The 13,436-nt window shown below is 72.0% G+C and carries 12 protein-coding genes; 7 read left to right on the top strand and 5 right to left on the bottom strand.

Going from position 1 to position 13,436, the window contains the following annotated elements:
• Positions 1–52: 52 nt before the first annotated feature.
• Positions 53–355, bottom strand: coding sequence for a hypothetical protein (locus ACGF5O_RS15665; protein WP_393810416.1), 303 nt, complete (start codon positions 353–355; stop codon positions 53–55).
• Between the two features lie 121 nt (positions 356–476).
• Between ACGF5O_RS15665 and ACGF5O_RS15660 the strand changes: the two genes are divergently transcribed.
• Positions 477–1,301, top strand: a complete 825-nt coding sequence (locus tag ACGF5O_RS15660) for a rhomboid family intramembrane serine protease (protein WP_393810415.1) — start codon at positions 477–479, stop codon at positions 1,299–1,301.
• 9 nt (positions 1,302–1,310) lie between these two features.
• Here ACGF5O_RS15660 and hemE read toward each other — a convergent pair whose 3' ends face one another.
• Positions 1,311–2,378, bottom strand: coding sequence for a uroporphyrinogen decarboxylase (gene hemE / locus ACGF5O_RS15655; protein ID WP_393810414.1), 1,068 nt, complete (start codon positions 2,376–2,378; stop codon positions 1,311–1,313).
• Between the two features lie 108 nt (positions 2,379–2,486).
• Between hemE and ACGF5O_RS15650 the strand changes: the two genes are divergently transcribed.
• From ACGF5O_RS15650 to ACGF5O_RS15640, 3 genes are all read left to right on the top strand, one after another.
• Positions 2,487–3,173 carry a DUF3000 domain-containing protein gene (locus ACGF5O_RS15650; protein ID WP_362601631.1) on the top strand — a complete coding sequence of 229 codons (687 nt, stop codon included), beginning with the start codon at positions 2,487–2,489 and terminating at the stop codon, positions 3,171–3,173.
• A gap of 322 nt (positions 3,174–3,495) precedes the next feature.
• Entirely contained in the window at positions 3,496–4,155 is a 660-nt protein-coding gene (locus ACGF5O_RS15645; RefSeq protein WP_181808392.1) for a response regulator transcription factor, read from the top strand.
• Positions 4,156–4,495: 340 nt separating this feature from the next.
• Positions 4,496–5,782, top strand: a complete 1,287-nt coding sequence (locus tag ACGF5O_RS15640) for an HRDC domain-containing protein (RefSeq protein WP_393810413.1) — start codon at positions 4,496–4,498, stop codon at positions 5,780–5,782.
• A gap of 46 nt (positions 5,783–5,828) precedes the next feature.
• On the opposite strand, the gene ACGF5O_RS15635 is transcribed toward ACGF5O_RS15640, so the two are convergent.
• Positions 5,829–6,551 (bottom strand): TetR family transcriptional regulator, encoded by a 723-nt coding sequence (locus tag ACGF5O_RS15635; RefSeq protein ID WP_393810412.1) that lies wholly within the window; start codon positions 6,549–6,551, stop codon positions 5,829–5,831.
• 575 nt (positions 6,552–7,126) lie between these two features.
• On the opposite strand from ACGF5O_RS15635, the gene ACGF5O_RS15630 reads away from it, so the two are divergent.
• From ACGF5O_RS15630 to ACGF5O_RS15620, 3 genes are all read left to right on the top strand, one after another.
• Positions 7,127–8,122, top strand: coding sequence for a hypothetical protein (locus tag ACGF5O_RS15630; RefSeq protein WP_393810411.1), 996 nt, complete (start codon positions 7,127–7,129; stop codon positions 8,120–8,122).
• Positions 8,123–8,529: 407 nt separating this feature from the next.
• Positions 8,530–9,747 (top strand): thiolase family protein, encoded by a 1,218-nt coding sequence (locus tag ACGF5O_RS15625; protein WP_393810410.1) that lies wholly within the window; start codon positions 8,530–8,532, stop codon positions 9,745–9,747.
• Positions 9,744–11,873 carry a 3-hydroxyacyl-CoA dehydrogenase NAD-binding domain-containing protein gene (locus ACGF5O_RS15620; RefSeq protein ID WP_393810409.1) on the top strand — a complete coding sequence of 710 codons (2,130 nt, stop codon included), beginning with the start codon at positions 9,744–9,746 and terminating at the stop codon, positions 11,871–11,873. The genes ACGF5O_RS15625 and ACGF5O_RS15620 overlap by 4 nt, the downstream gene beginning before the upstream one ends.
• Before the next feature lie 74 nt (positions 11,874–11,947).
• On the opposite strand, the gene ACGF5O_RS15615 is transcribed toward ACGF5O_RS15620, so the two are convergent.
• On the bottom strand, positions 11,948–12,334 hold the full coding sequence (locus tag ACGF5O_RS15615; RefSeq protein WP_393810626.1) for a hypothetical protein: 387 nt from the start codon (positions 12,332–12,334) through the stop codon (positions 11,948–11,950).
• Between the two features lie 41 nt (positions 12,335–12,375).
• On the bottom strand, positions 12,376–13,392 hold the full coding sequence (locus ACGF5O_RS15610) for a hypothetical protein (RefSeq protein ID WP_393810408.1): 1,017 nt from the start codon (positions 13,390–13,392) through the stop codon (positions 12,376–12,378).
• Positions 13,393–13,436 lie beyond the last annotated feature (44 nt).

Below are 13,436 nucleotides of genomic sequence, written 5' to 3'. Positions count from 1 at the left end.
GCGCGGGGAACTGCGCGACCAGCCCCCACGCACCCGCGCCCCACAACGGCGATCAAGCCGTCCCACTGATCCGCGGCAGCGAAGTGACCCCCGCCCCACCGGGCGCAGCCGCGGCAGCAGGCTGCTCGGTCCCCGGCCGCGCATGCGCCGCACCCGGCCGCGTCGACCGCAGCCGGTTGCTCACCGCCTCGTCCAGCGTCACCGGCCGCTGCATCTGCGCGGCCAGCCGCCCCGCCTCCTGGCCGAGCCGCGCCACGTCCTCCCAGGGCAGCCGCACGACCAGGGAGATCTCGGCCTCACCGTCGGGCAGGGCCTGCATGGGAGGGAATCCCGGAGAAGTAACCCGCTCGTTCATCGCCTGTTCCTCACGTCGCCTGAGCCTCACGTCGGTCGCAAGGACATACGCACGCGCGCGTGACGACGTTCAGCGGGGCACCCCGCGCATCGAGCGCCCCCTCCCTGGGCACTAGTCAGCTGTGGTCATCCCCGTTCATGACGTGAACCCGGTGCGTCGCACGCCGTACGTGACGTACGCGCTGATCGCCGCGAACGTGCTCGTCTTCCTCTTCACGCCCGGCATAGCCGGTTCCGTGGCCGGCGGCAGCGACCTGTCGCAGCTGTGTCATCTGCAGGCGTTCATGGACCACTACGCGGCGGTCCCCAAGGAGCTGATCCACCATCAGATGCCGCAGCTGGTCCCGACCGGCCAGGTGGGCATCGGCCGGAACGGCGCCGGCTGTGTCGTCGGCCCGCCCGGTTACGACAAGTCGCCGGCGCTGTCGGTCTTCACGGCGATGTTCCTGCACGGCAGCTGGCTGCACCTGCTGGGCAACATGCTCTTCCTGCTGATCTTCGGCAACAACGTCGAGGACCGGATGGGCCACATCCGTTTCATTCTCTTCTACGTCTTCTGCGGCTATGCGGCCGGCTACGGCTTCGCGCTCGTCAACGCCTCGTCGGGCGACCCGCTGATCGGCGCGTCCGGCGCGATCGCCGGCGTCCTCGGCGCGTATCTCGTCCTCTACCCGACGGCCAGGGTCTGGGTGCTGGTCCCGTTCCTGGTCTTCCTGCCGCTGCGGCTGCCGGCCTGGCTGGTGCTGGGCTTCTGGTTCGTGCTCCAGGCCGTGTACTCGTCCGGCGAGGGCGTCTCGGACGCCGGGACCGTGGCGTACGCGGCGCACATCGTCGGCTTCCTGGTGGGCATGGTGCTCGCCTGGCCGCTCAAGCCGGGCACGCCCCCGCCGCCGGAACCGCGCGGCCTGCTGTTCGGCAGGCGGGCCCGGCCCCGGCACGGCTGGTAGCGGACCGGGTCAGCGCGCGCTCTCGGTGTGGACGAACTCGGTGAGGCGGGTCAGCGCGTCCGGGTCGGTGGACGGCATGACGCCGTGCCCCAGGTTGAAGACATGCCCTTCGAGACCGGCCGCCGCGTCGAGCACCTCGCGCGCCTTGGTCTCCACCGCATCCTTGCCGGCGAACAGGACGGCCGGGTCGAGGTTGCCCTGGAGCGCCTTGCCGGGGCCGACGCGGCGGGCGGCCTCGTCGAGCGGGACCCGGTAGTCGACGCCGACGACGTCCGCGCCGGCCTCGCCCATGAGCTTCAGCAGTTCGCCGGTGCCGACGCCGAAGTGGATGCGCGGGACGCCGTATCCGGCGACGGCGTCGAAGACCTTCGCGGAGGCGGGCAGCACCGAGCGCCGGTAGTCGGCGGGGGCGAGCGCGCCGGCCCAGGAGTCGAAGAGCTGGACGGCGGAGGCGCCGGCCTCGATCTGCACCTTGAGGAAGGCGGCCGTGATGTCGGCGAGGCGGTCGAGCAGGTCGGCCCAGAGCTCCGGGTCGCCGTACATGATCGCCTTGGCGTTCTCGTACGTGCGCGAGGGGCCGCCCTCGACGAGGTAGCTCGCGAGGGTGAAGGGGGCGCCGGCGAAGCCGATCAGCGGGGTCGGGCCGAGCTCGGCGGTGAGCAGGCCGACTGCCTCGGTGACGTAGGAGACGTCCTCGGGGGTGAGGTCGCGGAGCTGGGCGAGGTCGGCGCGGGTGCGGATCGGGTGCGCGACGACCGGGCCGACGCCGGGCTTGATGTCCAGGTCGATGCCGATGGCCTTGAGCGGGACGACGATGTCGCTGTAGTAGACCGCCGCGTCCACGCCGTGCCGGCGCACGGGCTGGAGGGTGATCTCGGCGACCAGCTCGGGCCGCGTGCACGACTCCAGCATCGGGATGCCCTCGCGCACCTTGTGGTACTCGGGCAGCGAACGGCCGGCCTGGCGCATGAACCACACGGGGGTGTGCGGCACGGGTTCACGCCTGCACGCCTTGAGGAAGGCACTGTCGTACGTCGCTGTCGGCTGCTGGCCCGCGGGGCTTCCGTTCGCACTCACGACGGCAAGTCTCGCACGCCCCGGAAGCCGGCATCGCGGCGCCCTTACATGGCCCTTAGGTGGTGTCTCTCCCTGCGCGAAGGCGTCGTTCCCCTTACTCTTCCCCGCATGGCTGCGGCTCAGGGACGACTGTCGGACGGCGCTGGCGGGATGGGCGAGGGGAAGGACACCGAGGAGGACGAAGGACATACCGGGAGTACGGCGCCACCGGTACCGCCGGCCTTCCGGGCCGCGGTCGACGCGCTGCGCGGTGCCCGGCTGCGGCCCCAGGTCGAGGTGGAGCCGACGCCCGCCCCGCAGCGTCTCGCCCCGTTCGCGTACGCCGTGGAGGCCGCGGTGGTCGACGGCGAGCAGGATCTCGCCGACGGGCGTCTCGTGCTGCTGCACGACCCGGCCGGGCACGAGGCCTGGCACGGCACGTTCCGGCTGGTCACCCTGGTACGCGCGGAGCTGGAGCCGGAGATGGCGGCCGATCCGCTGCTGCCGGACGTCTGCTGGGCGTGGCTGACCGGGGCCCTCCAGGCGCGCGGCCTGTCGTACGGCGAGCCGAGCGGGACCGTGACGCGCGCCAGTTCGCACTACTTCGGCGGGCTGTCCGCGCGCCCCGCCGCCTCGCAGATCGAGATCCGGGCCTCCTGGACACCCCGGGAGGGCCGTGCCGGCGTGCCGGACACCGCCGCCCATCTCGCCTCGTGGTGCGACCTGCTGGCGCAGGTGGCGGGGCTGCCGCCGGCTTCTCCCGGCGACGCCTCGGTGGTCACCCTGCCGCAGCGCCGCGACCCGCAGGCGCGCTGAACCCGCACCGTCGCGGATCGGGGACCCGTCCACCCGGGTCCCGTCGGCTCACCCTGTCCACCCGAGTCCCGTCGGCTCACCCTTCATTGACCATCTCTTTGTCGATACGGCCACTTTCTGTCCCGTACGGCAACGGCCCGAACCGATTCGATCTTCGGATGATCGATCGCGTGTCCGAATTGCACGTATTGTTACTCACCAGATCGTGATCATTCTCTAAAGGCGGACGGGTTTGGTGCCGAAGACGACTGTGACCTTGAAAGCACGGTTCGTCCCGGCTTCTTCCCCACAAGCCGGCCCCGTCCCCCACCCAGGAGGCCTGGTGTCCGTTCTCCTAGAGCAGCCCGCAAGCCTGGTCGCCTACCGCCCGAACAAGCCCACCGCCATGGTGGTCGTGGCCGACCCGCGCGTCCGCTCCACCGTCACCCGCCACCTGTGGGCGCTCGGCGTGCGCGATGTCATCGAGGCCTCGTCCATCGCGGAGGCTCGTCCCCGCATCGGCAACCCCCGCGACATCTGCGTCGCCGACGTCCACCTCCCCGACGGCTCCGGCCTGACCCTCCTGTCCGAGACCCGCGCGGCGGGCTGGCCCAACGGCCTGGCCCTGTCGGCCGCCGACGACATCGGCGCCGTGCGCAACGCCCTGGCCGGCGGTGTCAAGGGCTACGTCGTCACCGGCACCCGCACCAACATCGGGCTCCCCACCCGACCCGGTGCCGCCCCCATCGGCGCCGCCGCCCGCATGCACCGCCGCCCCCCGGGTGCCCCGAGCCACCCGGGCGGCTACCGCGAGCTCTCCGGCCGTGAGGTCGAGGTGCTCCGGCTGGTCGCGGAGGGCCAGTCGAACAAGGCGATCGGCGTCTCGATGGGACTGTCCGCCCTCACCGTCAAGAGCCACCTCGCCCGCATCGCCCGCAAGCTCGGCACGGGCGACCGCGCCGGGATGGTCGCCGTGGCCCTGCGCACCGGCATCATCCACTGACCGGCCGACACCGACCGACACCGACCGACCGCTCGACGAACGACCGCTCGACGACCGACCGAACACCGACCGACCGAACACCGACGGCCCGTCACTGATGGCCGATCACCGATCCCGGATCTCGGGGATCACCGAACGGTCCCACCGATCGCCCGTCACCGACCGGTCGTACGTTCACCGACATGACCGGACGGCCGCTGGTCCGGCGTCACGTCGTAACCCGCTGTCCCCCGTTCGTGGACCTGATCTTTCACCGGCCTGACTGGTTTACGACCCTCCGGCGTCCGTCGACGGAACGTTCCGTCGACGGACGCCGTCCACACACAGATACCCTTGACATGTGACCGACGCCCAAGACACCGCAGCAGACAGTTCACTGCGCACCACCGGGGGCACTCCCCCGGACGACGCCGGATCTTCTGTGACGGAGGCGCCGATCCCCTTGCTCGAGCCCCGTGAGGGCATTCCGCCGGTGGTCGTGGACGAGGCCGCGCTGGCCGCGGTGACCGCCGCCTTCGCCGCCGGCTCCGGGCCCGTCGCCGTCGACGCCGAGCGCGCCTCCGGTTACCGCTACGGCCAGCGCGCCTACCTCGTCCAGCTGCGCCGCGAGGGCGCCGGGACCGCGCTGATCGATCCCGTCGCCTGCCCCGACCTGTCCGGCCTCGGCGAGGCGCTGGCCGGCGTCGAGTGGGTGCTGCACGCGGCCACCCAGGACCTGCCCTGCCTGCGCGAGATAGGCATGACGCCCGGCAGCCTCTTCGACACCGAGCTGGCCGGCCGGCTCGCCGGGTTCCCCCGGGTCGGACTGGGCGCGATGGTCGAGGGCGTCCTCGGGTTCGTGCTCGAGAAGGGCCACTCCGCCGTCGACTGGTCGACCCGGCCGCTGCCCGAGCCCTGGCTGCGGTACGCGGCGCTGGACGTCGAGCTGCTCGTCGACCTGCGGGACGCCCTGGAGAAGGAGCTGGACCGGCAGGGGAAGCTGGAGTGGGCGCGGCAGGAGTTCGACGCGATCGCCGCGGCGCCGCCGGCCGAGCCGCGCAAGGACCCCTGGCGCCGCACGTCGGGGATGCACAAGGTGCGCCGGCGCCGGCAGCTCGCAGTGGTGCGCGAGCTGTGGGAGACCCGGGACCGGATCGCGCAGAAGCGGGACGTGTCTCCGGGCAAGGTGCTCAGTGACGCGGCGATCGTGGAGGCCGCGCTGGGGCTGCCGGCCAACGTGCACGCCCTCGCGGGACTGAACGGCTACGGCCACCGGATGGGGCGGCGCCAGCTGGAGCAGTGGCAGGCCGCGGTGGACCGCGCCAAGGCGCTGCCGGACCTCGCGCTGCCGCAGCCTGGACAGCCCGTGACGGGGCCGCCGCCGCCCCGGGCGTGGGCCGACAAGGACCCCGCCGCGGCTGCGCGCCTGTCGGCCGCCCGGGCCGCGGTCTCGGCGCTGGCCGAGCAGCTCACCATGCCGCAGGAGAACCTCGTCTCGCCGGACAGCGTGCGCAGGATCTGCTGGGAGCCGCCGCAGGTCGTCGACGCGGAGACCGTGGGGGCCGCGCTGGTGGGCTACGGCGCCCGGCCCTGGCAGGTGGAGCAGGTGACACCGGTGCTGGTGGCGGCGCTGTCCGCGTCCGTCTAGGCGGACGGCCGGCACACGGCGCCGGCCGCCGTTCCGCCCCGCCCACTCACTCCGGGCCGCCTTCGACCGGTCCGGTCGGCGACGGCTCCGGATCGCTCGGGTCGGCCGGGGCTTCCAGGAACGCGGTGTAGAGGTTCCGGCCCCGGTCCACGGAGAAGTCCAGCTCGGGCAGGAGGTCCGGCACCGCGATCGCGGTCACCAGGTTGCGGTACATGCGGGAGATCCGCGCCTCGACATTCCGCATGTGCCGGTCGAGCGTGTTCGACAGGAGCACCACTCCGGCCCAGTTGCCCGCGATCTGGTGGGCCTGCTCCTCGGCATCGACGAATTTCCTCAGCTCGCCGCGTCGCCGCGCCTCGGCGAGCTGCCCCGTGTTGAAAGCGATCCAGTCCGGCCAGGGCGTTCCGTAGGTATCCGGCGCGTTGCTGTGGAACGACAGTTTCAGAGCGGCCTGGAGCGCGTTCTCGTGGGCGATCCGGTGGGCGAGGATCATGCCGATGTCGACCACTTCCTGGAGCATGATCCGCTGTTCCAGCAGGCCGTCCATGGTCAGCGTGTCGTGCATGATGGCCGTCGCCACGTCCATCTTCCCGCCCGGGAAATGCCGGTAGAAGGCCCCCTTGCTGGTCCGTGCGGCGGTGATGAGGTCGCCGACCGACGTCCCGTCGTAGCCGTCCGTCACGAAGAGCGAGCCGGCGGTGTCGATGATGCGCTGCCTCGTGTCGATGGCGCGCTGCTGCTGACGTCGCGGCCTGCGCGGGTTGCTCATTCGATCTCGCCTTCGAGGCCCGTCAACGGGTTGATGACCGGTCGGGCTTTGTCCGGGACAGCCGCGCACGCACGTGCTGATCAGCGTGCCGATAGTACCGGCCCAGGGGACCGAGAAGAGACCGCTCCTCGCCCCGTCCCGGAGCGGTGGACACCGCCTGCTTCCGCTGATCGCTTGACGTGATCGCGCCCGGGTTCCAGACTGGGAAGGCCAGAACAGACCGAGTGGTCCCTTCTAGCCGCGCAACCGTCACGGACAGCTGGGCATCGCTCCTCTTCGGGTGGGATTCCCTGGCTGCCGTGAGCGCTCGGCCGGGTACCGGGTCCGGACAAAAGTCCGCCGGATCCGCGAAGTTGCCCGGTGGCGCGAGGGGCCGACGCACTGTTCTGCCGGGGACGAGGGGGAGCGACGCAGAAGAGACCACATGGTCCAAACAGGCTCGGCGGCACAGGGCCCGAGGCCGCCGGCCGGACCCGGTACGGCAGTGCCCTTTCAGACACTTTCACCGGCCGAACGGCGAGCCGAACCGCGGCCCCGCCACCGCCCCTGCCCACACCGCTCGGGAGTCCGCCGCCATGACCACCGCCCCCTGCTCCTCCGCCGCTGCGGCCGTCGGCACCGCGGCGGTGGTCGCCCCGTACGAGGAAGGTGGAGGAACGTATCCGCAGGCCTTCGCGCGGCACGGCTGGCGGACCGTGGCCGTCGTTCCGGAGCACCGGCTGCGCCCGCCGGCGTACCGGAACGCGACGCCGCCCGCCGGGTACGGCGACACGGTCGTGCACCGGGGGCTGCGGCAGACGGTCAAGTCGCTGCGGGGGCTGGGGGTGTCGGCCGTGGTCGCGGGCGGGGCCGGAGGGATCGAGCTGGCCGAGCGGATCGCCTGGCAGCTCGGTCTTCCCGGAGCCCATCCGGCGTCCTCGCCGCTGAGGTACGACCGGGGCGCCCAGGCGGCCCGGCTGGCCCGGCTGGGGATCCCGGCGCCGCGGGGCATCCGTACCGCGCGTCCGGCCGACGCCGTGGCCTGGGCACGGTCGTACCCGGCGGCCGGCTACCTGCTCGCACCGGCAGCCGCCGGAACTCCGGTCGACGCGGTGGAATGCGCGGACGAGGCCCGGATCAACACGGCCTGGCCCGCCCTGTGGCACGCGGCCGCCCGGTACTCCGGCAGCCCGCACCTGGTACTGAGCGAGCTGCCCGGCCGCCGCCGGTACACGGTCGACACCGTCACCCGCCCCGGCCCGGACGGACGGCCCGAGCACGTCGTCACCGGTCTGCGGGCGGACGCCCCCGCCGGACCGTGCGCGCCGGGCGGCCCGCCGGTGCGGGTCCTCACGCGCTACACGGTCCGGGTGCTCGACGCGCTCGGCGTGGTGTGCGGTCCGGCCACCGTCCGTCTCGCGTACGACGACACGGCAGGGCGGGGGCCGGTGCTGGTCTGCGCGCTCGCGGCGCCCGTCATGACACGGGCCGACGAGGCACCGCGTCCGGCGGCCGGCCGCCACCACCGGTCCGGCGGCGTGCCGGACCTCTGGTCCCCGCCCGCCGTCCCCTTCTTCCGGGGCCGTCCATGACCCGGCCGCCGGCCGGATGCCTGCACCATCACCCGAGAGGAGCCTCCGTGCTCATGTCCTCCGCGCCCCGGTCCCGCCTGCTGCTGGCGGGCAACGCCCGTATCTTCGAGCTGGCCACGCCCCGGACCGCGCGGCCTCCGCGGCATCCCCCCGCCGCCCCGGCGATGCGCGCCGTACGGGTCCGCGGGTCCGATGCGGCTGGTCGCGCAGTTCCTCCCCCAGCCTTCGGCCGGGGGGACCCCCAGCGCCCCCGACGGGGCGCTGCGGTGCAGGCGCCTTTCCATGTGACGTTCGCCGCTCCATCCTCCAGGACTGGGCAGTCACGTTACTCATAAGTAGCATGGGGCCTGAGCGCGCGCTCAGCGCATCGCAGCAGTGCCATCCCGCACCCTGGAGGAGAGCCAATCGTGCCTCGTACCGTCAGGGATGTCGTCTTCGTCGACGGCGTCCGTACCCCGTTCGGCAAGGCGGGCCCGAAGGGCATCTACCACGAGACCCGTGCCGACGACCTCGTCGTGAAGGCGATCCGGGAGCTGCTGCGCCGCAACCCCGGTCTCGACACCACGAAGATCGACGAGGTCGCCGTCGCCGCGACCACGCAGATCGGTGACCAGGGTCTGACCATCGGCCGTACCGCGGGCATTCTCGCGGGCCTGCCGACCTCCGTGCCCGGCTACTCCATCGACCGCATGTGCGCCGGCGCCCTGACCGCCGTCACCACGGTCGCCGGTTCCGTCGCCTTCGGCGCGTACGACGTCGCCATCGCCGGCGGCGTCGAGCACATGGGCCGCCACCCGATGGGCGAGGGCGTCGACCCGAACCCGCGGTTCGTCAGCGAGAAGCTGGTCGACGAGTCGGCGCTGTTCATGGGCATGACCGCCGAGAACCTGCACGACCGCTACCCGCAGATCACCAAGGAGCGCGCGGACGAGTACGCGGTGCGCTCGCAGGAGAAGGCCGCCAAGGCGTACGCCGACGGCAAGATCCAGGCCGACCTGGTGCCGATCTCGGTGCGCCGGACCAACCCGGAGGGCGGCGAGACCGGTTGGGGTCTCGTCACCGCCGACGAGCCGATGCGACCGGGCACCACGCTGGAGAACCTCTCCGGTCTGAAGACCCCGTTCCGCGTGCACGGGCGGGTCACCGCCGGCAACGCGGCCGGTCTGAACGACGGTGCCACCGCCTCGATCATCGCCTCCGAGGAGTTCGCCCGCGCGAACAACCTCCCGGTGAAGATGCGCCTCGTGTCGTACTCCTTCGCGGGTGTCGAGCCGGAGGTCATGGGTTACGGCCCGATCCCGGCCACGGAGAAGGCGCTCGCCCAGGCGGGTCTGTCGATCTCCGACATCGGTCTGTTCGAGATCAACGAGGCCTTCGCCGTGCAGGTGCTGGCCTTCCTCGACCACTACGGCATCGCGGACGACGACGAGCGCGTCAACCAGTACGGCGGCGCCATCGCCTTCGGTCACCCGCTGGCCTCCTCGGGTGTGCGTCTGATGACGCAGCTGGCCCGCCAGTTCGAGGAGCAGCCGCACGTCCGCTACGGCCTGAACACCATGTGCGTCGGCTTCGGCATGGGCGCGACGGTCATCTGGGAGAACCCGCACTTCGAGGGGGACAAGTGAGCACCACCGCCGAGCTTCTGAAGCAGGCTTCGGACCTGTTCCCCGACGAGGTCGTCACCAGCGCCCACGTACGCCACTTCGACCTGCCGTCCGCGGCCGGGCGCTTCGCGCTGATCACCCTGGACAACGGCCTGGACCACACCAAGCCGACCACCTTCGGCCCGGCCTCGCTGGCGAACCTCAACACCGCCATCGACCAGGTGGAGAAGGAGGCGGCCGAGGGCACGATCGTCGGTGTCGGCATCACCGGCAAGCCGTTCATCTTCGCCGTCGGCGCCGACCTCAAGGGCGTCGAGCTGCTGAAGAACCACGAGGACGCGCTGGCCATCGGCAAGGGCGGCCACGAGGTCTTCAAGCGCCTCGCGGGTATCGCGGTGCCGACCTTCGCGTACTACAACGGTGCCGCCATGGGCGGTGGCGTCGAGGTCGGTCTGCACTGCAAGTACCGCACCGTCTCGAAGGCCATCCCGGCGTTCTCGCTGCCCGAGGTCTTCCTCGGTCTGGTCCCGGGCTGGGGCGGCTGCGCGCTGCTGCCGAACCTGATCGGCGCCGACAAGGCCGTCTCGGTGATCATCGAGAACAGCCTCAACCAGAACAAGCAGCTCAAGGGTCAGCAGGTCTTCGACCTGGGCATCGCCGACGCCCTCTTCGAGGGCGCCGACTTCCTGGAGCAGTCGCTGATCTGGACCGCCCAGGTACTGAAGGGCGACATCGAGGTCGAGCGCCCGGTGATCGACCGCGGCGAGGCCTGGGACCAGGCCGTCGCGCGCGGCCGGTTCGTCGCCGACTCCAAGGTGCACGGCGCGGCCCCGGCCGCCTACCGCGCCCTGGACATCATCGCCGCCGCCAAGAACGGCGACCTCCAGCAGGGCTACGACGCCGAGGACCTGGCGCTCGCCGACCTGATCATGGGCGGCGAACTGCGCGCCGGCATCTACGCGTTCAACCTGGTGCAGAAGCGCGGCAAGCGCCCCGCGGGCGCCCCGGACAAGAACCTGGCGCGCCCGGTCACCAAGGTCGGTGTCGTCGGCGCCGGTCTGATGGCCTCCCAGCTCGCGCTGCTCTTCCTGCGCCGTCTGGAGGTGCCGGTCGTGCTGACCGACATCGACCAGGAGCGCGTCGACAAGGGTGTGGGCTACGTCCACGCCGAGATCGAGAAGCTGCTCGGCAAGGGCCGGATCAACCAGGACAAGGCCAACCGCCTCAAGGCCCTGGTCACCGGTGTGCTGGACAAGGCGGAGGGCTTCTCCGACGCGGACTTCGTCATCGAGGCCGTGTTCGAGGAGATCGGCGTCAAGCAGCAGGTGTTCGCGGAGGTCGAGGCGGTCGCCCCGGCGCACGCGATCCTCGCCACCAACACCTCCTCGCTGTCGGTGACGGAGATGGCGTCGAAGCTCAAGAACCCCGAGCGGGTCGTGGGCTTCCACTTCTTCAACCCGGTCGCGATCCTCCCGCTCCTGGAGATCGTGCGCGGCGAGCAGACCGACGACGCGTCGCTGGCCACCGCCTTCGCCGTCGCCAAGAAGCTGAAGAAGACCGCGGTTCTGGTGAAGGACGCCCCGGCGTTCGTCGTGAACCGCATCCTCACCCGCTTCATGGGCGAGATCCAGAACGTCATCGACGAGGGCACCCCGGTCGAGGTCGCGGAGAAGGCGGTGGAGCCCCTGGGCCTGCCGATGTCCCCGCTGGTCCTCCTTGAGCTGGTCGGTCCCGCCATCGGTCTGCACGTCTCGGAGACCCTCAACCGGGCCTTCCCGGACCGCTTCACGGTCTCCCCGAACCTCGCGGCCGTCGTCAAGGCGGGCAAGCGCGGCTTCTACGTGTACGACAGCGGGAAGCCGGAGCTGGACCCCGAGGTCGCCGCGCTGCTCAAGCAGGGCGACTCGGTCCTCTCCGAGGAGCAGGTCCGTGACCGCGTCCTGGACGCCGTCGCCCAGGAGATCGGGCTCATGCTCGACGAGGGTGTCGTCGCCGAGGCGCAGGACGTCGACCTCTGCCTGATCACGGGCGCCGGCTGGCCCTTCCACCTGGGCGGCATCACGCCGTACCTGGACCGCGAGGGCGTCTCGGAGCGCGTCAACGGCAAGAAGTTCCTGGCCCCGGGCGTGGCGAGCGTCCCGGCGTAGCCTCCTCCGCACGGAACCGATGCCCGGCACACCGACTGGTGCGCCGGGCATCGGCGTGCCTGGCCGTGCCCGCTTCAGGCGGGCGGGGCCGGCTCCGCGTGGACGACTCTCAGTTCGGTGCCGTCGCGGTCGCGGCGGGAGCGGCCCAGGATGCCGACGGCCAGGTGGGAGGGTTCCTCGGGGTCGTCGCGCGGCACGAAGGTGACGACGTCCGGATGGTGGCTCGTCACCAGCCAGCCGTCGCCCTGCTGGAGTTCGAGCACCCGGAAATCACCCGCCGTGGTGGCGACGTGCATGGGGCCGAACTCGCGGAGAATACCGACGGCCTGCTCGGCGAGGTCTCCGACGGGGTGTTCGACCACCACGCAGGTGCCGTGCTCGAATACCACCCACGACTTGCCGGAGCCGGTGAGCAGACGCCGCCAGGCGTCGATGAGTGTCTGGTTTTCCACGGTGGCCATCATGGCGCACGCGCCCCGTTCGTGACGGTCCGGAGCCCGCCTCAGACCTCCTGCCAGGCCCGCAGTGCCAGCCCCGGCTCGTCCTTGCGGCGGGTCAGCAGGAGCTGGCCGGTGGACGGGGACTGGCTCGCCGCGGTCACCAGGCCCTCCGCGTCCGTGGTCAGGGCGACCTGGGCGTCGGCCGGGAGCTGCGGTCCCGACTCGGTCCACCAGGCGCCGGCCCGCTCGTCCTGGGTCGGATAGGCGGCGAAGGCCACCCGGCCGCTCGCCGAACGCTGGGCGAGCAGGGTGCAGTCGTACCCGTCGAGTTCACAGCGGACCGCGGCGACCTGGCCGGGCCCCGCGGACGGCAGCAGGGCGTACGGCGCGCCGCCCGGGCGCCAGGCGCACAGGTCGCCGGACTCGTCGGTGTAGAAGAGGGTCGTGCTCTCGGCCGAGGTGGCGAGGGCGGTGAGGGTGCCCGGCCGGACCGGGGCCTCCAACTCCTCCAGCTGCACGGGCGGCTTGCCGGACTCCTCCTGACGCCAGTACACGATCCCGCCCGGCACGGCGGCGTACACCTCGACGCGCCCCGACTCGCCGGTCACCGCCGCGAGTCCGTCCTCCACCAGCCGCCCCTTCAGGTCCCGCCAGGGCTCCCAGCCGCCCTTCTCCTTCTGGGCGACCATGCTCACCCCGCGCCCCCGGTTGCGCACGAAGACATGGGCGCGGCCCCGCGCGTCCACCGCCACCGCCGGGGCGCCGGTGACGTCGCCCTTCTTGCTCGGGTGGCCGATCGACTGCCAGTCCATGGCGGCCAGATGCGGCCGGTAGTGGGTGGAGTGGACGAGCCCCGCCTCGCCCTTCACGGTGGGCCGCCAGGCGACCAGATGGGCGTACCCGTCGACGCCGGCGCCCACCGCGAAGCCGGGGTGCAGCCGCTGCTCGCCGCCCACCTTCCGGGGCGTGCCCCAGGGTGCGCCGGGTCCGCGTTCCGCCCGGCACAGCACGGCCTCGCCCGACGGCAGATAGACACTGAGCCGGCCGTCACGGCCGCGGAGGAGCCAGTCGCCGTTCACCGCATCACTCTAAGCGGGGCCGTTCGGGGCAGTGGGGCGGCCCC

Origin of the sequence: Streptomyces sp. NPDC048291 (assembly GCF_043201715.1) — a bacterium.
In the GTDB taxonomy this organism is placed as follows: Bacteria; Actinomycetota; Actinomycetes; order Streptomycetales; family Streptomycetaceae; genus Streptomyces.
The sequence above is the reverse complement of the archived record's forward strand: the minus strand, read 5'-3'. Positions and strand labels throughout refer to the sequence as shown.

Bases quoted from the DNA above. Each gene is read 5' to 3' on its own strand.
- ACGF5O_RS15615 (WP_393810626.1), bottom strand. From the start codon at position 12,334: ATGGCCACCGTGGAAAACCAGACACTCATCGACGCCTGGCGGCGTCTG.
- ACGF5O_RS15665 (WP_393810416.1), bottom strand. From the start codon at position 355: ATGAACGAGCGGGTTACTTCTCCGGGATTCCCTCCCATGCAGGCCCTG.
- ACGF5O_RS15650 (WP_362601631.1), top strand. From the start codon at position 2,487: ATGGCTGCGGCTCAGGGACGACTGTCGGACGGCGCTGGCGGGATGGGC.
- ACGF5O_RS15635 (WP_393810412.1), bottom strand. From the start codon at position 6,551: ATGAGCAACCCGCGCAGGCCGCGACGTCAGCAGCAGCGCGCCATCGAC.
- ACGF5O_RS15630 (WP_393810411.1), top strand. From the start codon at position 7,127: ATGACCACCGCCCCCTGCTCCTCCGCCGCTGCGGCCGTCGGCACCGCG.